The following is a 20,793-nucleotide window of genomic DNA, read 5'->3' as shown; positions in this document are numbered from 1 at the left end:
GCACGGCGGCCGGCCGGGTCAGCGGGCCACGGCCAGCCGCAGCGTCCGCACCTCGAACGGGCGCAGGGTCACCGGTACGGCGTTCCCGTCGGCCGGTGCCGGGCCGAGCGGCCGTTCCAGCAGGTCGGTGGTCTCGGCCCCGGCCAGCGGGAACCCGGTGTGCAGCACCCCGCTCGCGCGGCCGCCCCGGGACTCGTAGAGCCGGACCACCACGTCCCCGGAGCCGTCGTCGGCGAGCTTGACCGCCTCCACGGTCACCCCCTCCCCCACGACGGAGACGACGGGTGCGGGCGCGCCCGCGGCGTCCGCCGTGCGCAGCGGGAGGTTGAGGGCGTAGCCCTCGGCGACCGCGTCCTCGATGCTCGCGCCGGGCAGCAGCGCGTAGCTGAGGCGGTGCCGCCCCTGGTCGGCCTCGGGGTCGGGGATGCGCGGGGCACGGACCAGGCTGAGCCGGACCGTGGTGGTCGTACCGCCGTCCTCGCGGACGGTGCGGGTGACGTCGTGGCCGTAGGTGGAGTCGTTGGCGACGGCGACGCCGTAGCCGGGCTCGGCGATGTGCACCCAGCGGTGGCCGGGGACCTCGAAGCGCGCCGCCTCCCAGCTGGTGTTGGTGTGGGTGGGGCGCTGGACATGGCCGAACTGGATCTCGGCGCTGGAGTGCGCGGCCCGGACGTCCACCGGGAAACCGGCCTTGAGGATCTTCTCCGTCTCGTGCCAGTCGATGTCCGTCTCGAAGTCGATGCGCGCGCTGCCCGCCCGGACGGTGATCGTCTGGGTGATCCGGGAGCCCTTGCCGAAGGCGCGGACGACCCGGACGGCACCCACGAGCGGGGTGTCCTCGACGACGGTGACCGGCTCCGTCTCCAGCAGGTCGGTGTAGCGGTTGCGGTAGTGCTGGTCGATGTCCCAGGCGTCCCAGTGGTTGGGCAGATCGGTGTGCAGGCGCAGGAGGTTTCCGGGGCCGGCCAGGACCTCGCGGCCGGCCCGCAGGTCGTACACGGACGACAGGGTGCCGTCGGCCGCCACCCGCACCCGGACGATCCCGTTGTCGAGGACGTGCCCGCGCACCGTCACCGGGTGCGGGGGCTCGGCGGCGGTGAGGGGCGCGGAGCCGTTCGCGGGCACCCGTACGTACACCGGTGCGCCGTCGGCCGTACGGATCACCTCGGCGCGGTCCCGGGGGCTCGTGTTGAAGACGCGCGGGGTGCCGGGGCCGAGGGCGGCGATCGCCTCGGCCGTCAGCGCCTGGAGCTCCGCGGCCACCCGGGCGTACTCGGCCTCCGCCTCACGGTGCACCCAGGCGATGGAGGAGCCCGGCAGGATGTCGTGGAACTGGTGCAGCAGGACCGTCTTCCACAGCCGGTCCAGCCGCTCGTGCGGGTAGCTGTAGCCGGGGGCGTGCACGGCGGCCGTGGTGGCCCACAACTCGGTCTCCCGCAGCAGGTGTTCGCAGCGCCGGTTGCCCTGCTTGGTGCGGGCCTGGGTGGTGTAGGTGGCGCGGTGCAGCTCCAGGTACAGCTCGCCGGCCCAGACCGGCGCGTTCGGGTACTCGGCGCGGGCCTTGGCGAAGAAGGCGTCGGGGTGCTCGATCTCGACCCTGGGCGAGCCTTCCAGGTCGCGCAGCCGCCGGGCCCGTTCCATGATCTCCCGGGTGGGTCCGCCGCCGCCGTCGCCCCAGCCGAAGGGGGCGAGGGAGCGGGTGGCGCCGCCCTTCTCGGCGTAGTTGCGCACGGCCCGGGACATCTCCTCGCCGCTGAAGCGGGCGTTGTAGGTGTCGATGGGCGGGAAGTGGGTGAAGATCCGGGTGCCGTCGATCCCCTCCCACCAGAAGGTGTGGTGCGGGAAGCGGTTCGTCTGGTTCCAGGAGATCTTCTGGGTGAGGAACCACTCGTTGCCGGCGAGCTTGGCGAGCTGCGGGTAGGCGGCGTTGTAGCCGAAGGAGTCCGGCAGCCACACGCCCTTGGTCTCGATGCCGAAGTGCTCGATGAAGAACCGCTTGCCGTGCACGAACTGGCGGGCGAGCGCCTCACCGCCGGGCAGATTGCCGTCGGCCTCCACCCACATGCCGCCGACCGGCGCCCACTGGCCCCTGGCCACCGCCTTCTTGATCCGCTCCCACACCTGCGGGCAGGTGTCCCGCACCCAGGCGTACTGCTGGGCCTGGGAGCAGGCGAAGACGAAGTCCTCGTACTCGTCGGCCAGGGCGGTGACGTTGGCGAAGGTCCGGGCGGTCTTGCGCTTGGTCTCCCGGACCGGCCACAGCCAGGCGGAGTCGATGTGCGCGTGGCCGACGCCGGACAGGATGTGCGCGCTGGCGTGGGCGGGCCTGGCCAGCGCCGGGCGCAGGGCCTCGCGCACGGCGGCTGCGGAGCCGGAGACGTCGTCCAGGTCGAGCAGGTCCATGGCCCGGTCCAGGGCGTGCATGATCTCGTGCCGGCGCGGGTCGTGCTCGCCCAGCTCCCGCATCAGTTCGCGCAGCACCTGGATGTCCAGGTCGAGATGGAACACCTGCTCGTCGAGCACGGCCAGGTCGGCGCGGCGGAAGGTGTACAGGGGCCGGTCGCCGGCCGTCCGGATGTCGCCGAGCGGGGTCGGGCGGGCGAAGCCGTCGGCCAGGATGTCCGGGTTGGACGCGGCCTCCACCAGGTAGTCGACCGTCTCCCCGCCCGCCGCCGGACGCGCCACCGGCACGTACTGGTTGAGCGGGTTGACCGCCTTCAGCGGGGTGCCGTCGATGCGGTGCACCAGGGCCTCGGCCTGGTTGCCGGGCCAGTCGGTGGTGAACCCGAGGTCGATGACCGCCTCGACGCGCAGGCCGGCCCAGTCGGTGGGGACCCGGCCGCGCATCCGGAACCAGGTCGTGCCCCAGGGCGGTCCCCACGGGGTGCCCATGGCGAACGGCTGGTACCCGGCGGCCGCGGCCTCGGCGAACGGGACCGGCTCGCCCGGCGCCTGCCAGGCCTGGACCTCCAGGGGGACGGCGGCGGCGTGGATCGCGGGCTTGATCCGCTGGGTGTGCAGGCGTTCCACGCGCCCTTCGATCCGGGGGCGTTCGTCGTGCATGAGGTCTCCAGGGGGAAACGGAGGCGGGGAGGCGGGAAGCAGGACGGAAAGCGCTTACATCATGCCTGTGTCCGAGGGGCGCCCGGGGCGAGGGGGCGCTTGTCGGAGAGGTGCGTCTGCCGGCGGAGGCTTAGGTGAGGTAGCGGGGGCTCTTACTTGAGGTAGGCGAGTCCAGGATGGACCTCGATGTAGTCCTCCACCAGCCTGCGGGCGACGGTGACGGAGTCCACCAGCGGATGCAGCGCGAACGCCTTGACGGCGGTGGCCCGGGACCCGGATTCGGCCGCGGCGAGCACCTCGCGCTCGACGGCCTTGACCGCGCACACCAGCCCGGTGGCGTGGCCGGGCAGCGGTGCGGCGGCGAGCGGCTGGGCGCCGCTCGCGTCGACCAGGCAGGGCACCTCGATGACCGCGTCGGCGTCGAGGACGGCCAGGGTGGAGCGGTTGCGCACATTGAGGATCAGGGTGGCGCGTTCGTTCCGGGCGATGGCCCGCATCAGGGCGAGGGCCACCTTCTCGTAGCCGCCGGAGAGGTCGTCGGCCTCGCGCTCGCCGGCCCCGGCGCTCTCCCGGTTCTCGGCCATGTAGGTCGCCTCGCGCTCGGCGCGGGTGCGGTCCCAGGCGCGCAGTGCGGAGCCGCCGGGGGCGCCGGCCTCGGTGTAGAAGCGGGCCTGCTGGTGGTGCAGGAAGGCGCCGCGGGTCTGCTCGGCCTCCTGGTAGGCACGGACGGTGTCCCGGGTGAAGTAGTAGTAGTGCAGGTACTCGTTGGGGATCGCGCCGAGCGACTGGAGCCAGTCGGCGCCGAAGAGCCTGCCCTCCTCGAAGGAGCCGAGCAGTGCCGGGTCGGCGAGCAGACGCGGCAGCTCGTCGCGGCCGGCGACGCGCAGCCCGCGGACCCAGCCGAGGTGGTTGAGGCCGACGTAGTCGACATAGGCCGCCGCCGGGTCGGCGCCGAGCACCCGGGCGATACGGCGGCCGAGGCCGACCGGCGAGTCGCAGATGCCGATCACCCGGTCGCCGAGGTAGCGGGACATGGCCTCGGTGACCAGGCCGGACGGGTTGGTGAAGTTGATGACCCAGGCGTCGGGGGCGAGACGGGCCACGCGCCGGGCGATGTCCACGGCGACGGGTACGGTGCGCAGACCGTAGGCGATGCCGCCGGCGCCCACGGTCTCCTGGCCGAGGACGCCGTGCGCGAGCGCGACCCGCTCGTCGTTCGCCCTGCCCTCCAGGCCGCCGACGCGGATCGCGGAGAAGACGAAGTCGGCGCCGACGAGGGCCTCGTCCAGATCGGTGGTGGCGGTCACCCGCGGGGCGTCGGGGAGGCCGGCGGCCTGTTCGTGCAGCACCCGGCTCACCGCGTACAGCCGGCGGTCGTCCAGGTCGTGCAGGACGACCTCGGTGATCCGGCCCTCGCCGCGGTCGGTGAGCAGCGCGCCGTACACCAGCGGCACCCGGAATCCGCCGCCGCCCAGAATTGTCAGCCTCACCTCAGCACCCTTCCCGAGTCCCCGGCCGGGAACGCTACCCGCCGTTTCCGATCATTTCCACGCTCGGATCACCGGCCCGGGTCGGCAAGGCGCTCAGTCGAGGCAGAACTCGTTGCCCTCGACGTCCTGCATCACGATGCACGACTCGTTCTCCTCGTCGGCCGCCAGCAGGCGCACGCGGGTGGCGCCGAGCGCGACCAGCCGGGCGCACTCGGCCTCGAGCGTGGCGAGGCGCTCCGCGCCCACGAGCCCGGTGCCGACGCGCACATCGAGATGCACCCGGTTCTTGACGACCTTGCCCTCGGGCACGCGCTGGAAGAACAGCCGGGGACCCACGCCGGTGGGGTCACTGCACGCGAACCAGGCACCCTGCTGCTCGGGCGGCAGGGAACGGTTGTAGTCGTCCCAGGTCGCGAACCCGTCCGGGACCGGCGGGGCGACGTACCCCAGCACCTCGCACCAGAAGCGGGCGACACGCTCGGGTTCGGCGCAGTCGAAGGTGACTTGGAACTGCCTGACCGATGCCATCCGGCCACCGTAGCAGGGGGCTGGGAGCGGGCTCGGCGCCAACTCCCGGGCAGGTGGCGCGGTCTGCGCGGGTACGGGTGGCTTCATCCGGTGAACTTCCGCGGCACGTAGGGAGTTTGGTTGCTTCAAGGCTTGACGGCCGGGGGCCCGGGGAGCACATTGGCGGTCACCGTGAGAGCGCTCTCAAGGAGCTTCGGGAGCGCTCCCAGCAACCCCCCGCACAGTCCCCCGTACCCGAGAGGCCTCCCCCCATGAGCGCATCCTCCGGCACACCCAGACCCCGCCCGCTGCGGCGCACGCTCCTCGCCGTCGTCGCGACGCTCGGCCTGGCCGCGGCCGCCGCGACGGCCGCCACCGCACCCGCCGACGCCTCCGCGCCCGCGCCCCCGTCCGGCTGGAACCAGGTCTTCCTGGACGACTTCAACGGCGCGGCCGGCTCCGGCGTCAACACCTCCAACTGGCAGTACGACACCGGGACGTCGTACCCGGGCGGAGCCGCCAACTGGGGCACCGGCGAGGTCGAGTCGATGACCTCCAGCACCAGCAACGTCTCCCTCGACGGCAACGGCAACCTGCTCATCACCCCGCGCCGGGACGCCTCCGGCAACTGGACCTCCGGCCGGATCGAGACCACCCGCACCGACTTCCAGCCCCCGGCGGGCGGCAAGCTGCGGGTCGAGGCCCGTATCCAGATGCCGAACGTGACCGGCGACGCGGCCGCCGGCTACTGGCCCGCCTTCTGGATGCTGGGCGCGCCGTACCGGGGCAACTACCAGAACTGGCCGAGCGTCGGCGAGCTGGACATCATGGAGAACGTCCAGGGTCTGAACAAGACCTGGGCCACCATGCACTGCGGCACCAACCCGGGCGGCCCGTGCAACGAGACGTCCGGCCTGGGCAATTCCACCGCCTGTCCGGGCAGCACCTGCCAGTCGGGATTCCACACGTACACCATGGAGTGGGACCGCTCGGTGAGCCCCGAGGCGATCCGCTTCTACGTCGACGGGGTGAACTACCAGACCGTCACAGCGGCCCAGATGGACGCGACCACCTGGGCCAACGCCACGAACCACGGCTTCTTCGTCATCCTGAACGTGGCGATGGGCGGCGGCTTCCCGGGGGCGTTCGGCGGCGGCCCGACCGGCGCGACGGAACCCGGCCACCCGATGGCCGTGGACTATGTGCAGGTGCTGTCGTCCGGCGGGAGCGGCGGCACCACTCCCCCGCCCTCCGGCGGCCGGGACGCCTACAGCCCCATCCAGGCCGAGTCGTACGACGGCCAGTCCGGCCTCGGCACCGAGACCACGACCGACAGCGGCGGCGGCCAGGACGTCGCCTACGTCTCGAACGGTGACTGGGCGCTGTACAAGGGCGTGAACTTCGGCTCCACGGCGGCTCACCAGTTCTACGCGCGGGTCGCCAGCGGCGCCGCGTCCGGGGTCAGCGGCCTGGTCCAGGTGCGCCTGGACAGCGCCACCAGCACCCCGGTCGGCAGCTTCGCCGTCGCCAACACGGGCGGCTGGCAGTCCTGGCGGACGGTCCCGGCCAACATCGGCGCGGTGACCGGCACCCACGATGTGTACCTGACCTTCTCCAGCGGCCAGCCGTCCGACTTCGTGAACGTCAACTGGTTCGACTTCGGCCACTGACGAGGCCACTGACGATCCGACACCGAGGGCCGGCCGCGCGATCGCGGCCGGCCTTCGGCGTGCTCCTCGCCGGGCGTCTCAGCGCAGTTCCGCGCGGAATGCCACCGGGGTCTGTCCGGTGTGCAGGTGGAAGTACTTGGAGAAGTTGGCCGCGTCGGGGAAGCCGACGGCCGCTCCGACGCGGCCGATCGGCAGGTCCGTGTGGGCGAGCAGGCGCTTGGCCTCCAGGACGACGCGCTTGTCGATGAAGCCCTTGGGGGTCTCGCCGGTGGCGGCGCGGACCGCGCGGACGAGGGTGCGACGGGAGTAGCCGAGGGCGTCGGCGTAGGCGCTGACGCTGTGGTTGACCGCGAAGTCCTGCTCGACGGCGTCGCGGAACCGGGTGAAGGTGCTGTCGGGATGCTGCCGCGAGGCCTCCGGGGAGCTGGCCGCGAGATGGGCGAGACGCAGCAGGAACGCGGTCAGGGTGTGCCGCAGCACGGCCGTGTGCAGGCTGAGCGGGAGCGTGCTGGTGTCCTCGTACTCGCGGCACAGCTGGCCGAGGGCCGCCTGGAGCGCGGTGAGCTGGGCGGGGTCGGGGTGCAGCAGCGGCGGGAGGTCGTAGCGGTACAGGCCGGTGGCCTCGACGGTGGCGCGGGGCAGGAAGCCGGGCTGCATGGTGAGGACCGTTCCGCGGTACACGCTCTCCCGGGAGAAGCGGTGGACCTGTCCGGGGCGGATCCACAGCAGGTCGCCGGCGTCCGCCTCGTACTCGGCGAAGTCGACCATGTGCCGGACGGGTCCGTCGGTGAAGAGCATGACGACGTGGAAGTCGATGCGGTGGACGCGGTCGAGGGGGGCGTCGGCGTGCCAGGTGCGGCCGGTCCCCATCGGTCCGATCTGCATGCCGACACCGCCGACGGCCAGCTCGGCGGGGAAGGGGAAGGTCCTGATGACGTCGCCGTCCCCGGCGCTGCCACCGCCCGTCGCACTGCCGTGGGCTTGTGGCGTTCTGTCAGCCATGTCCTGTTCGCGCCGTCCCTGTTCCCTGATCGCTGTCCCAGATTCACCACAGACTGACACACCCCGACCTTCCGTCGAAAAAGTCAGACTTTTAAGTTTGAACGCGTCCGACCAGCCTTCCCGCACTGAACGAGGACTTCTTGAAGATGAGCACGCAGACTTCCGACGGTTTCGAGTGGACCGACCTGGACCGGCGTGCCGTGGACACGGCCCGTCTGCTGGCCGCCGACGCGGTGCAGAAGGTGGGCAACGGCCACCCGGGCACCGCGATGAGCCTGGCGCCTGCCGCGTACACGATCTTTCAGAAGGTGATGCGTCATGATCCGGCCGACCCGGAGTGGGCGGGCCGTGACCGCTTCGTGCTGTCCCCCGGTCACACCTCGCTGACCCTCTACACGCAGCTGTTCCTGGCCGGGTACGAGCTGGAGCTGGACGACCTGAAGGCCTTCCGGACGCAGGGCTCGAAGACGCCGGGCCACCCGGAGTACGGGCACACCGCCGGGGTCGAGACCACGACGGGTCCGCTCGGCCAGGGGGTCGCCAACGCGGTCGGCATGGCGATGGCGGCCCGCTACGAGCGCGGCCTGTTCGACCCGGAGGCCCCCGCGGGCACCTCCCCCTTCGACCACACCGTCTGGGCGATCGTCTCGGACGGCGACCTGGAGGAGGGCGTCTCCGCCGAGGCCTCCTCGCTGGCCGGCCACCAGAAGCTCGGCAACCTGGTCTTCCTCTACGACGACAACCACATCTCCATCGAGGGCGACACGGCGACCGCCTTCTCCGAGGACGTGCTGAAGCGGTACGAGGCCTACGGCTGGCACACCCAGCGCATCGAGCCCACCCCCGAGGGCGACGTCGACGTCCGGGCCCTGCACGCGGCGCTGAAGGCCGCGCAGGCGGAGACCGAGCGGCCGTCGATCATCGCGATGCGCACGATCATCGCCTGGCCGGCCCCGAACGCGCAGAACACCGAGGCCTCCCACGGCTCGGCGCTCGGCGCGGAGGAGATCGCCGCCACCAAGCGCGTGCTCGGCTTCGACCCCGAGCAGACCTTCCAGGTCGAGGACGAGGTCATCGCCCACACCCGACGGGCCCTGGACCGCGGTGCCGAGGCGCACGCGGCCTGGGAGAAGCGGATCGCCGAGTGGCGCACGGCCCAGCCGGCGCGGGCCGAGCTGTTCGACCGCGTCAGCAAGGGCGAGCTGCCCGCGGGCTGGGAGGACGCGCTGCCCGTCTTCGAGGAGGGCCGGTCCGTCGCCACCCGTGCCGCCTCCGGCAAGGTGCTCCAGGCGCTCGGCCCGGTCATCCCCGAGCTGTGGGGCGGCTCCGCCGACCTCGCCGGGTCGAACAACACCACCATCGACAAGGCCAGCTCCTTCCTGCCCAAGGGCAACCCGCTGCCGGAGGCCGACCCGTACGGCCGTACCGTCCACTTCGGCATCCGCGAGTTCTCCATGGCCGCGGAGATGAACGGCATCGCCCTGCACGGCAACACCCGGATCTACGGCGGCACCTTCCTGGTGTTCTCCGACTACATGCGCAACGCGGTACGGATGGCGGCGCTGATGCAGCTGCCGGTGACGTACGTGTGGACGCACGACTCCATCGGTCTGGGCGAGGACGGCCCGACCCACCAGCCGGTGGAGCACCTGGCCTCGCTGCGCGCCATCCCGGGCCTGAACGTCGTCCGCCCGGCCGACGCCAACGAGACCGCGATCGCCTGGGCCGAGATCCTGAAGAGGCACGCCACCGACCCCGCCCCGCACGGGCTCGCGCTCACCCGCCAGGGCGTGCCGGTGTACGCGCCGAACCCGGACGCGGCCAAGGGCGGCTATGTGCTGCGCGAGTCCTCGACGGAGGTCCCGGAGGTGATCATCATCGCGACGGGCTCCGAGGTGCAGCTGGCCGTGGCCGCCCGCGAGCTGCTGGAGGCCGAGGGCACGGGCACCCGCGTGGTGTCGATGCCGTCGGTGGAGTGGTTCGAGGAGCAGCCCCGCGAGTACCGCGAGAGCGTGCTGCCGCCCGCCGTCCGGGCCCGGGTCGCGGTGGAGGCCGGGATCGGCCTGACCTGGTACCGGTACGTGGGTGACGCGGGGCGGATCGTCTCGCTCGAACACTTCGGTGCCTCCGCCGACGCCACGACCCTCTTCACCGAGTTCGGCTTCACCCCCGAGAACGTCGCCGCCACGGCCCGCGAGTCGCTCGCCGCCGCGCGCGCCTGACCCCGACGCCCGACTCCTTCCCGAGAGAAAGAAAGAAAGACGATCACTGTGACCGAAGCAATCGCGACCCCGGGAGCCCTCAAGCGCCTCGCCGACGAGGGCGTGTCGATCTGGCTCGACGACCTGTCGCGCAAGCGGATCACCTCGGGCGGCCTCGCCGAGCTGGTGGCGAACGGAAGCGCCGTCGGCGTCACCACCAACCCCTCGATCTTCCAGGCCGCCATAGGCTCCGGCGAGGGGTACGAGGAGCAGCTCACCGACCTCGCCGTACGCGGTGTGACGGTGGACGAGGCCGTGCGGATGATGACGACCGCCGACGTGCGCGCCGCCGCGGACATCCTGCGCCCCGTGTACGACCGCACGGACGGCCGTGACGGCCGGGTCTCCATCGAGGTCGACCCGCGTCTCGCCCACGACACCCGGGCGACCGTCGCCGAGGCCAAGCAGCTGGCCTGGCTGGTCGACCGCCCCAACGTGATGATCAAGATCCCGGCGACCGAGGCGGGCCTGCCGGCGATCACCGAGGTCATCGGCCTCGGCATCAGCGTCAACGTGACCCTGATCTTCTCCCTGGAGCGCTACCGCGCGGTCATGGACGCCTACCTGGCCGGTCTGGAGAAGGCCCGCGAGCGCGGCCTGGACCTGTCGCTGATCCACTCCGTGGCGTCCTTCTTCGTCTCCCGGGTCGACTCGGAGATCGACAAGCGCCTGGACGGCATCGGCACCGACGAGGCCGTCGCCCTCAAGGGCCGCGCGGCCCTCGCCAACGCCCGGCTCGCCTACGAGGCCTACGAGGAGGTCTTCGCCTCCGCGCGGTGGCTGGCGCTGGCCGGGGCGCACGCGAACAGGCAGCGCCCGCTGTGGGCGTCCACCGGGGTGAAGGATCCCGCGTACAAGGACACTCTGTACGTGGACGAACTGGTCGCGCCGGGCACCGTCAACACCATGCCGGAGGCCACGCTGAACGCCGTCGCCGACCACGGCGAGATCACCGGTGACACGGTCACCGGCGGCTATGCGCAGGCCCGCGCCGACCTGGCCGCCGTCGAGCGGCTCGGCATCTCCTACGACGAGGTCGTCCAGCAGCTGGAGGACGAGGGCGTCGCCAAGTTCGAGGTGGCCTGGCAGGACCTGCTGGACGCCGTCACGACGTCCCTGAAGAGCAAGGGAGCTGACGCCCGATGACCGACAACGCATCCGCAGCCCAGGCGGCGCCCGAGGAGGTGCGCGTACCGGTTCTCCCGGCCGCCGACTGGGTCAACCCGCTCCGGGACGCCCGCGACCGCCGGCTGCCGCGCATCGCCGGCCCGTCCGGGCTGGTCATCTTCGGTGTGACCGGTGACCTGTCCCGCAAGAAGCTGATGCCGGCCGTGTACGACCTGGCCAACCGCGGTCTGCTGCCGCCGGGCTTCTCGCTGGTCGGCTTCGCCCGCCGGGAGTGGGAGGACCAGGACTTCGCGCAGGTCGTCCACGACTCCGTGCGCGAGCACTCCCGCACCCCCTTCCGCGAGGAGGTGTGGCAGCAGCTCGCCGAGGGCATGCGGTTCATCCCCGGCGACTTCGACGACGACACCGCGTTCAAGCAGCTCAAGGACGCCGTCGAGGAGCTGGACGCCTCCCGCGGCACCGGCGGCAACTTCGCGTTCTACCTCTCGGTGCCGCCGAAGTTCTTCCCGAAGGTCGTGCAGCAGCTGAAGAAGCACGGCCTGGCCGCTCCGCCCGAGGGCTCCTGGCGGCGCGCGGTCATCGAGAAGCCCTTCGGCCACGACCTCGCCAGCGCCCGCGAGCTGAACGCGATCGTGCACGACGTGTTCGAGCCGGACCAGGTGTTCCGGATCGACCACTACCTCGGCAAGGAGACCGTCCAGAACATCCTGGCGCTGCGCTTCGCCAACCAGATGTACGAGCCGATCTGGAACCGGTCGTACGTCGACCATGTGCAGATCACCATGGCCGAGGACATCGGCATCGGCGGCCGCGCCGGCTACTACGACGGCATCGGCGCCGCCCGGGACGTCATCCAGAACCACCTGCTCCAGCTGCTCGCGCTGACCGCGATGGAGGAGCCCATCGCGTTCGACGCGGAGGCGCTGCTCACCGAGAAGCTGAAGGTGCTGAAGTCGGTGCGGCTGCCCGAGGACCTCGGCGGGCACACCGTGCGCGGCCAGTACGCGGGCGGCTGGCAGGGCGGCGAGAAGGTCCTCGGCTACCTCGAGGAGGACGGCATCGACCCGAAGTCGAAGACCGACACCTTCGCGGCGATCAAGCTGGGCATCGACAACCGCCGCTGGGCGGGCGTCCCCTTCTATCTGCGCACCGGCAAGCGGCTCGGCCGCCGGGTCACCGAGATCGCGGTGGTCTTCAAGCGCGCCCCGCACTCGCCCTTCGACTCCACGGCGACCGAGGAGCTGGGGCAGAACGCGATCGTCATCCGGGTCCAGCCGGACGAGGGCATGACCGTGCGGTTCGGCTCCAAGGTGCCGGGCACCTCGATGGAGATCCGGGACGTGTCCATGGACTTCGCGTACGGCGAGTCGTTCACGGAGTCCAGCCCGGAGGCGTACGAGCGGCTCATCCTGGACGTGCTGCTCGGCGACGCCAACCTCTTCCCGCGCACGGAGGAGGTCGAGGAGTCCTGGAAGATCCTCGACCCGATCGAGGAGTACTGGGCGGCACACGGCCGGCCGGCGCAGTACGCGTCGGGCAGCTGGGGACCGAGGGAAGCCGACGAGATGCTCGCACGAGACGGACGGAGCTGGCGCAGGCCATGAAGATCGACCTGACCGACACCACGGCAAGCAAGATCAACAAGGCGCTGGTGGAGGGCCGCCGCGCCATCGGCACACCCGCCGTGGGCATGGTCCTGACGATGGTCATCGTCACGGACGAGGAGAACGCCTACGACTCGCTGAAGGCCGCCGAGGATGCCTCGCGCGAGCACCCCTCGCGCACCCTGGTGGTGATCAAGCGGCAGGCCCGCACCCTGCGTGACCGCACCCACTCCCGGCTGGACGCCGAGGTCCGGGTCGGCTCCGAGGCCGGCACCGGCGAGACCGTCGTGCTGCGCACCTACGGCGAGGCCTCCGACCACGCCGACTCGGTGGTGCTGCCGCTGCTGCTGCCGGACGCCCCGGTGGTCGTGTGGTGGCCGGTGGACGCGCCCGACACCCCCTCCAAGGACCCGCTGGGGGTGCTGGCCCAGCGCCGGATCACCGACCTGTACGCGGTCGAGCGGCCACTGGAGGTGCTGGAGACCCGGATGCGCAACTACGCGCCCGGCGACACCGACCTCGCCTGGACCCGGCTCACCCCGTGGCGCTCGATGCTGGCCGCCGCGCTGGACCAGGCGCGGACGCGGATCACCTCGGCCGCCGTCGAGGCGGAGGCCGACAACCCCAGCGCCGAGCTGCTCGCCCGCTGGCTGGAGGCCCGCCTCGGCGTCGCTGTGGAGCGCGTGGTCACCACCGGGCCGGTGGTCACCGCCGTACGCCTGGGCACCGCCGACGGCGAGATCGTCATCGACCGCCCCGAGGGCCCGCTCGCCACGCTGTCCCTGCCGGGCCAGCCGCCGCGCACCCTCGCCCTGAAGGTCCGCGCCACCTCCGAACTCATCGCCGAGGAGCTGCGCCGCCTCGACGCCGACGAGATGTACGCCATCGCCCTCCAGGGCGTGGCCGCCAAGGAGACCGCCTGAGATGGCCCAGTCAGATTTCCCCAAGCTCACCCAGCGGCCCGAGTGGACCGCGCTCGCCGACCACCGCGCCCAGGGACAGCCGCAGTTGCGCGAGCTGTTCGCCGCGGACCCGGGCCGCGCCGAGCGGTACGTCGTCCGGGTCGGCGACCTCCACATCGACTACAGCAAGCACCTGATCACCGACGAGACCCTGGCCCTGCTCCAGGAACTCGCCACGGCCACCGACGTGTTCGGGCTGCGGGACGCCATGTTCCGCGGCGAGCGGATCAACGTCACCGAGGACCGGGCGGTGCTGCACACCGCGCTGCGCGCCCCGCGGGACGCGGTGATCGAGGTCGACGGCGAGAACGTCGTACCGAAGGTGCACGCGGTGCTGGACAGGATGGCCCGCTTCGCCGACCGGGTCCGCTCCGGCGAGTGGACCGGCCACACCGGCAAGCGCATCAGGAACGTCGTCAACATCGGCATCGGCGGCTCCGACCTCGGCCCCGCGATGGCCTACGAGGCGCTGCGCCCGTTCACCGCCCGGGAGTTGACGTTCCGGTTCGTGTCCAACGTGGACGGCGCCGACCTGCACGAGGCCACGCGTGACCTGGATCCGGCGGAGACCCTGTTCATCGTCGCGTCCAAGACGTTCACCACGATCGAGACGATCACCAACGCGACCTCCGCCCGGACGTGGCTGCTCGACGGCCTGGACGGCGAGGAGAAGGCGGTCGCCAGGCACTTCGTGGCGCTGTCGACCAACGCCGAGAAGGTCACCGGGTTCGGGATCGACCCGGAGAACATGTTCGAGTTCTGGGACTGGGTCGGCGGCCGCTACTCGTACGACTCCGCGATCGGCCTGTCCCTAATGATCGCCATCGGGCCGGACCGCTTCCGGGAGATGCTCGACGGCTTCCGGATCGTCGACGACCACTTCCGCACCGCCCCGGCCGAGGCCAACGCCCCGCTGCTGCTGGGCCTGCTGGGCATCTGGTACGGCAACTTCCACGACGCCCAGTCGCACGCGGTGCTGCCGTACAGCCACTACCTGTCCAAGTTCACCGCCTACCTCCAGCAGCTGGACATGGAGTCCAACGGCAAGTCGGTGCAGCGGGACGGAGAGCCCGTGGACTGGCAGACCGGGCCGGTCGTCTGGGGCACCCCGGGCACCAACGGCCAGCACGCCTACTACCAGTTGATCCACCAGGGCACCAAGCTGATCCCGGCCGACTTCATCGGCTTCGCCCGCCCGGTCGCCGAGCTGAGCCCCGAACTCGCGGCGCAGCACGACCTGTTGATGGCCAACTTCTTCGCCCAGACCCAGGCGCTCGCCTTCGGCAAGACCGCCGACGAGGTCCGCGCGGAGGGCGTCGCCGAGGAGCAGGTGGCCCACCGCACCTTCCGCGGCAACCACCCGACCACGACCATCCTCGCCACCGAGCTGACCCCGTCGGTGCTCGGCCAGCTGATCGCCCTCTACGAGCACAAAGTGTTCGTGCAGGGCGCGGTGTGGAACATCGACTCCTTCGACCAGTGGGGCGTCGAGCTCGGCAAGGTCCTCGCCAAGCGGGTGGAACCGGCCCTGACCGAGGGCGCCCACGTGCCCGGTCTCGACCCGTCCACCACGGCCCTCGTCGCCGCCTACCGCACTCTCAAGAACGCATCGGAGAACTGATCATGCAGCTCGGCCTCATCGGTCTCGGCAAGATGGGCGGCAACATGCGCGAGCGCATCCGCCGCGCCGGCCACACCGTCATCGGCTACGACCGCAACCCCGACGTCACCGACGTCAAGAGCCTCGAGGAACTGGTCGCCAAGCTGGACGCGCCCCGCCATGTGTGGGTGATGGTGCCCGCGGGCACCGCCACCCAGACCGTCATCGACGAGCTCGGCGACCTGCTCGAGCCCGGCGACACGGTGATCGACGGGGGCAACTCCCGCTGGACCGACGACGAGAAGCACGCCGCCGCGCTCGGCATCAAGGGCATCGGCTTCGTCGACGCCGGTGTCTCCGGCGGTGTGTGGGGCTTGCAGAACGGCTACGCGCTCATGGTCGGCGGCGACCGGCAGCACGTGGAACCGCTCCAGCCGATCTTCGACGCGCTCAAGCCGGAGGGCCCGTACGGCTATGTCCACGCGGGCCGGGTCGGCGCCGGGCACTTCTCCAAGATGGTCCACAACGGCATCGAGTACGCCATGATGCAGGCGTACGCCGAGGGCTGGGAGCTGCTGGAGAAGGTCCACTCCGTGGAGAACGTCCGCGAGGTGTTCCGCTCCTGGCAGGAGGGCACCGTCATCCGCTCCTGGCTGCTGGACCTCGCGGTCAACGCCCTCGACGAGGACGAGCACCTGGAGCAGCTGCGCGGCTACGCGGAGGACTCCGGCGAGGGCCGCTGGACCGTCGAGGCGGCCATCGACAACGCGGTACCGCTCCCGGCGATCACCGCCTCGCTGTTCGCCCGGTTCGCCTCCCGGCAGGACGATTCCCCCCAGATGAAGATGATCGCGGCGCTGCGCAACCAGTTCGGCGGACACGCGGTGGAGAAGAAGGACTGACGTGGGCGATCTGCTGCTGGTCCGGCACGGCGAGACCGAGTGGAGCCTGACGGGCCGGCACACCAGCTTCACCGACCTGCCCCTGACCCGGCACGGTGAGGAGCAGGCGAAGTCGCTGGCCCCGCTGCTGTCCGGGCGGACCTTCGCGCTCGCGCTGACCAGCCCGCTCCAGCGGGCGGTCCGCACCGCGGAACTGGCGGGCGTGACCGGGGCCGTCCCCGACCCCGAGCTGCACGAGTGGCACTACGGCGGCTACGAGGGCGTCACCACCGTGGACATCCACCGCGGCCGCCCGGACTGGGACCTGTGGGTACACGGCGTTCCGGCGGGAGCAGAGGGCCAGCCGGGCGAGTCCCCGGCCGAGGTCGGCGACCGCGCCGACCGGGTGCTCGCCCGGGTGGACGCGGCCCTCGCCGACCGGTCCGGCGATGTGGTGCTCGTCGCGCACGCCCACTTCCTGCGGGTGCTCACCGCGCGCCGCCTGGGCCTGCCGCCCGCCGAGGGCCGGCTCTTCCAGCTGGCGACCGGCACGCTCAGCCGGCTGTCCACCGAGCACGGCCGCCCGGTGATCGCCGAGTGGAACGTGCGTCCGTAGTACGGGAGTTGTACTGCCCTCCGGCCCGGGTCACCGTGTGTGGCCCGGGCCGCAGTCGTACAGCAACCGGGTCCGGTCGGCGGGGTCGTAGGCGGCCGCGGGGACCGGCGTGCAGTGGGCGGCGGTCCAGCGGAGCAGCGCCGCGGCCGGGGTGCGCTCGGTGAGGGAGCGGGCGGTGAGCACGACATAGCGGAGCCGCCCGGTGTCCAGGAGGCGGTGGAAGTCGGCCGGGGCCGGGTACGGGACACGGCCGGTGTAGCCGCCCAGCGGCAGGACGGGTGCGTCGGCGGCGATGACGTACGGCGCGGCCGCCTGCCAGCCGGGCAGCGCGGCCAGATAGCGGGCACCGCCGCGGTGCGCGGTCAGCCAGCCGAGCAGCCGCCGGTGCTGCGGGCCGAGGGTGGCCAGGGTGGTGTCGCCGCGGACGCTGGTGGGTCCGACCCGGCCGAAGCTGCCGGGCTGGTTGTAGCGGGGGGACAGCGCGGACGCCGACCACACCGCCGGGACGAGCAGCACGGCCGCGAGCCCCACGGCGAACGCGGCCCGGCGGCGGGCGCCGGCCAGCGCGAGGGCGAGCAGGCACAGGCCGGCCGCGAAGAACGCGGACCAGCCGGCGAAGTGCGGGTAGTGCAGCGCCAGCGCCACGCACCAGCCGACGTTGACGGCGAGCACCGCGGGCAGCGCCCGGGAGCGGCGGGCCCGTACGGCTCCGACGGCGGCCCACGCGGACAGGGCGGCCGCCACGACCCCCATGTAGTAGGTGTGCCCGGTCACGCTGCCGAAGGTGAACACGGTGAAGAACGTCGCCAGCCAGCCGCCCCACAGCACCTGGCCGGCGAGCAGCGGGTCGGTGCGCGGCACCCGGCGGCGGCGCACCGCCAGCACCGCGGCGGCCAGCCCGAACGCGGCCAGCGGATACAGCCACCCGGTCTGGCTGGCCAGGCCGGGGCTGAACATCTTACCGACGCCGTCGCCCATGCCCGGCGGCATCCGGCCGGCCGCGTGCGCCGCCCGGCTCGCGACGATGCTTCCAGTGCCGGCCGCGTCGACGCCGACGGCGTGGAAGCGGGTGAGGAAGTTGTAGCCGACGACCAGCGCGAACGGCGAGTCGTCCGTGGTGCCGTCGAGATACGGCCGGGCACCGGCCGGGGTCAGCGCGGCCACCAGCATCCAGGACAGCGACACCGCCACGGTCACCGCACCGGCCAGGGCCGTATGGGCGAGCCGGCGGCGCCGGGTGGCGGGCGCGGCGACGAGATAGGTCGCGGCCAGCGCGGGCAGCACCGCCCAGGCCTCCAGCATCTTGCACTGGAAGGCGAGGCCGACCCAGACGCCGGCGAGCAGCAGGGTGCGCGGGCGGGCCCGGACGGTGGCGCGCCAGGTGGCCTCGGCGGCCAGCAGCAGAAGCAGCAGGAACGGGGCGTCCTCGGTGACCGAGCGGCCGAGGCCCACGGTGACCGGGGTCAGCGCCATGAACAGGGCGGCCAGCAGCCCGGCCGGGACACCGGCCCAGCGGCGCACCAGCAGATGGAGCAGCAGCACACAGCCGGTCATCTCCAGCGCCTGCGGCACCACCAGCGCCCACGGGTGGAAGCCGAACAGCAGCGCGGAGAGGGCCTGCGGCCACAGGAACCCGGGCAGCTTGTCCAGGGTGATGGAGGACGCCGGGTCGAAGGAGCCGTAGAAAAAAGCGGCCGGGCTCCCGGTCATGCTGCGCACGGCGCTCGCGTAGAACGGGTGGTAGGTGCTGTGATCCAGCCCCCACAGGCACAGTACGGCGGTGAGTGCGACGATCACCGCGAGCAGCGACCGCTCATGGCGCGCGACGCGCGTGCGCGCACCTGCGGCAGGCTCCGGCGATGGTCGGCCGGGGGGCAGACCCAGGGCCGCAGCGGGCTCCGGCGACCGTCGACTGGGGGGCGGGCCCAAGGCCGCAGCCGCCTCCGGCGATGGTCGGCCGGGGACCGGCCCCAGGCCCGCAGCGGGCTCCGGGAGTCCTCGACCAGAGTCCGGGCCCACACCCGCAGCGGCCTCCGGCGACCGCAGGTCCGGGCGCGAACCCACGGCCGCAGCCGACTCCGGCGATCGTCGGCCGGGGTGCGGACCCAAGGCCGCAGCCGACTCCGGCGGCCGTCGGCCGGGGACCGGCCCCAAGGCCGCAGCCGACTCCGGGAGCCCCCGACCGGAGTCCGGACCCGCAGCGGCCTCCGGCGACCGCAGGTCCGGGCGCGAACCCACGGCCGCAGCCGACTCCGGTGATCGTCGGCCGGGGACCGGCCCCAAGGCCGCAGCAGGCTCCGGGAGCCCCCGACCGGAGTCCGGACCCGCGGCGGACTCCGGCGACCGCAGGTCCGGGCGCGAACCCACGCCCACGGCAAGCTCCGACGACCTTCGGCCAGGGCCCGCCCCCACGGCCGCAGCCGACTCGGGCGATCGTCGGCCGGGGACCGGCCCCAGGGCCGCAGCGGACTCCCGGAACTGTCGGCCGGATTCCGGCTCCACGGTGGCAGCGGGCTCCGGACGCCCCCGACCGGAGACCCGGTCCGGGACCGCAGCAGGCTCTGGTAGCTGGCGGTCGGAATCTTGCTCCACAGCCGCAGCGGGCTCCGACGGCTGGCGACCGGAGTCCGGACCCCCGGCCGCCGCAGCCGCATGCTCCGGCGGCCGGCGGGCGGAGTGGGGGCGTGCGGGCTCGGTGGGTTCCGCGGGGTGTCGGTCGGGGGGCGGCATGCGTGGCCTTCCGGGCGCTTCGGGGATCTCCTGGCCGGACGCTGGTCAGGCCGCGGCCGAGTATGGGTCGCCGTGCCGCCCGGGACCGGGCCGCCGGGCCGCGTCTCACCGAGGTCTCACCAGGGGTTCACCGGGCCCTTCTCCGGGTCCGGTGCCGTTCACCGCGCGGGCCACAGGACGTCCCGAAGCGTTCACCACGCGGGCCACCGGGGTCCCGGACCCCTCACCACGCAGGCCACCAGGCGCCCCCAACCCCTCACCACGCAGGCCACCGGGGTCCCGGACCCCTCATCACACAGGCCACCAGGCGCCCCGGAACCCTCACTACGCGGGCCGTCGGGGCCCGGGCCGGGCGGCGGGCCGCTTGGGTGGGGGCTGGTGGGGGGACGGGGGGCTGCTTCTAGAATCACCGGCACGCGTGTGCGTGTGCCCCGGAATCACCGGCACGGTATGCGTGCCCCGGCAGCCCGCCGCCCCGAAGGAATCCGATGACGAGCGTCGAAGAACCGGTACGACCCGCCGGGCGGCTGCGTGACGCCGCCCGGACCCGGGGCGAGATCCTCGACGTGGCCACGGAGGAGTTCGCCCGGGCCGGCTACGACGGTGCCCGCGTCGACGAGATCGCGGCCCGTACCCGCACCACCAAGCGGATGATCTACTACTACTTCGGCGGCAAGGAACAGCTGTTCGCGGCCGTGCTGGAGCGGGCGTACGGGGTGATCCGCGAGGCCGGGCAGCGGCTGGACGTGGAGCACCTGGACCCGGTCGCGGCGATCCGGCGCCTCGCCGAGCTGGTCTTCGACCACCATGAGCGGCATCCCGACTTCGTCCGCCTGGTCGGCACCGGGAACATGGCGGCCGCCGGGAAGCCCGGCCGGACCGAGTGCCCCGCGCTGGAGGCGATCCGCCGGGCCCTCGCCGACGGGCAGGCGTCGGGGCTGTTCAGGACCGGTATCGACGCGGTCGATCTGTACGCGATGATCAGCTCGTTCTGCGTCTTCCGGGTCGCCGGCCGGCACACCTTCGGCGCCCTGTTCGCCCGGGACCTGCTGGACCCGGCGCGGCGGGAGCAGCAACGGACCATGCTGGGCGACATGGTGATCGCCTATCTGACGGCGGAGCGCCCCGGCGGCTGACGCCGGGGCCGACCGTGCCCGGCCGGTCAGGCGCTCTGCCGCACCACGTCGCGGACGGCTCCGGCGACGGCGCCCGCGACCTTGTCGTTGAAGACGCTGGGGATGATGTAGTTCGGGTTCAGCTCGTCCTCGCCGACCACGTC

Annotated in this window: 14 protein-coding genes; 9 read left to right on the top strand and 5 right to left on the bottom strand. The window is 72.5% G+C overall.

Annotated elements, in window-relative coordinates:
* Positions 1-18: 18 nt before the first annotated feature.
* The 3 genes from ACWCV9_RS35300 to ACWCV9_RS35290 form a co-directional block, all read right to left on the bottom strand.
* Positions 19-3,063: an alpha-mannosidase gene (locus tag ACWCV9_RS35300; protein ID WP_450792813.1), complete on the bottom strand. Its 3,045-nt coding sequence runs from the start codon at positions 3,061-3,063 to the stop codon at positions 19-21.
* A 152-nt stretch (positions 3,064-3,215) separates the two neighbouring features.
* Complete coding sequence (locus ACWCV9_RS35295; protein WP_450792811.1) at positions 3,216-4,553, bottom strand: 6-phospho-beta-glucosidase; 1,338 nt, start codon at positions 4,551-4,553, stop codon at positions 3,216-3,218.
* Between the two features lie 93 nt (positions 4,554-4,646).
* Positions 4,647-5,081 carry a VOC family protein gene (locus ACWCV9_RS35290; protein ID WP_450792809.1) on the bottom strand — a complete coding sequence of 145 codons (435 nt, stop codon included), beginning with the start codon at positions 5,079-5,081 and terminating at the stop codon, positions 4,647-4,649.
* A gap of 251 nt (positions 5,082-5,332) precedes the next feature.
* Here ACWCV9_RS35290 and ACWCV9_RS35285 point away from each other — a divergent pair, with 251 nt between their 5' ends.
* Positions 5,333-6,730, top strand: a complete 1,398-nt coding sequence (locus ACWCV9_RS35285; RefSeq protein ID WP_450792807.1) for a glycoside hydrolase family 16 protein — start codon at positions 5,333-5,335, stop codon at positions 6,728-6,730.
* Between the two features lie 78 nt (positions 6,731-6,808).
* Here the strand turns inward: ACWCV9_RS35285 and ACWCV9_RS35280 are convergent, their stop codons facing one another.
* Positions 6,809-7,732, bottom strand: coding sequence for a helix-turn-helix domain-containing protein (locus ACWCV9_RS35280; protein WP_450792805.1), 924 nt, complete (start codon positions 7,730-7,732; stop codon positions 6,809-6,811).
* 146 nt (positions 7,733-7,878) lie between these two features.
* On the opposite strand from ACWCV9_RS35280, the gene tkt reads away from it, so the two are divergent.
* The 7 genes from tkt to ACWCV9_RS35245 are packed head-to-tail and all read left to right on the top strand — an operon-like array spanning position 7,879 to position 16,784.
* On the top strand, positions 7,879-9,954 hold the full coding sequence (gene tkt, locus ACWCV9_RS35275; protein WP_450792804.1) for a transketolase: 2,076 nt from the start codon (positions 7,879-7,881) through the stop codon (positions 9,952-9,954).
* Between the two features lie 48 nt (positions 9,955-10,002).
* Positions 10,003-11,139 (top strand): transaldolase, encoded by a 1,137-nt coding sequence (gene tal / locus ACWCV9_RS35270; RefSeq protein WP_450792802.1) that lies wholly within the window; start codon positions 10,003-10,005, stop codon positions 11,137-11,139.
* A complete protein-coding gene (zwf, locus tag ACWCV9_RS35265; protein WP_450792800.1) occupies positions 11,136-12,725 on the top strand; it encodes a glucose-6-phosphate dehydrogenase in 1,590 nt (529 codons plus the stop codon). The genes tal and zwf overlap by 4 nt, the downstream gene beginning before the upstream one ends.
* Positions 12,722-13,648: a glucose-6-phosphate dehydrogenase assembly protein OpcA gene (gene opcA / locus ACWCV9_RS35260; RefSeq protein WP_450792799.1), complete on the top strand. Its 927-nt coding sequence runs from the start codon at positions 12,722-12,724 to the stop codon at positions 13,646-13,648. The genes zwf and opcA overlap by 4 nt, the downstream gene beginning before the upstream one ends.
* A 1-nt stretch (position 13,649) precedes the next feature.
* Positions 13,650-15,308, top strand: a complete 1,659-nt coding sequence (gene pgi / locus ACWCV9_RS35255; RefSeq protein WP_450792797.1) for a glucose-6-phosphate isomerase — start codon at positions 13,650-13,652, stop codon at positions 15,306-15,308.
* Positions 15,309-15,310: 2 nt separating this feature from the next.
* Positions 15,311-16,189 (top strand): phosphogluconate dehydrogenase (NAD(+)-dependent, decarboxylating), encoded by an 879-nt coding sequence (gene gnd, locus ACWCV9_RS35250; protein ID WP_385848049.1) that lies wholly within the window; start codon positions 15,311-15,313, stop codon positions 16,187-16,189.
* A 1-nt stretch (position 16,190) separates the two neighbouring features.
* Complete coding sequence (locus tag ACWCV9_RS35245) at positions 16,191-16,784, top strand: histidine phosphatase family protein (RefSeq protein ID WP_450792795.1); 594 nt, start codon at positions 16,191-16,193, stop codon at positions 16,782-16,784.
* A gap of 30 nt (positions 16,785-16,814) precedes the next feature.
* Here ACWCV9_RS35245 and ACWCV9_RS35240 read toward each other — a convergent pair whose 3' ends face one another.
* Positions 16,815-18,581, bottom strand: a complete 1,767-nt coding sequence (locus ACWCV9_RS35240; protein ID WP_450792793.1) for an ArnT family glycosyltransferase — start codon at positions 18,579-18,581, stop codon at positions 16,815-16,817.
* A 1,421-nt stretch (positions 18,582-20,002) separates the two neighbouring features.
* On the opposite strand from ACWCV9_RS35240, the gene ACWCV9_RS35235 reads away from it, so the two are divergent.
* Entirely contained in the window at positions 20,003-20,650 is a 648-nt protein-coding gene (locus ACWCV9_RS35235; protein WP_450792791.1) for a TetR/AcrR family transcriptional regulator, read from the top strand.
* The last annotated feature ends 143 nt before the right edge of the window (positions 20,651-20,793 follow it).

The sequence above is a fragment of the Streptomyces sp. NPDC001606 genome (assembly GCF_053596835.1).
Note: the sequence above shows the minus strand (reverse complement) of the source record. Positions and strands in the feature narration are given on the sequence as shown.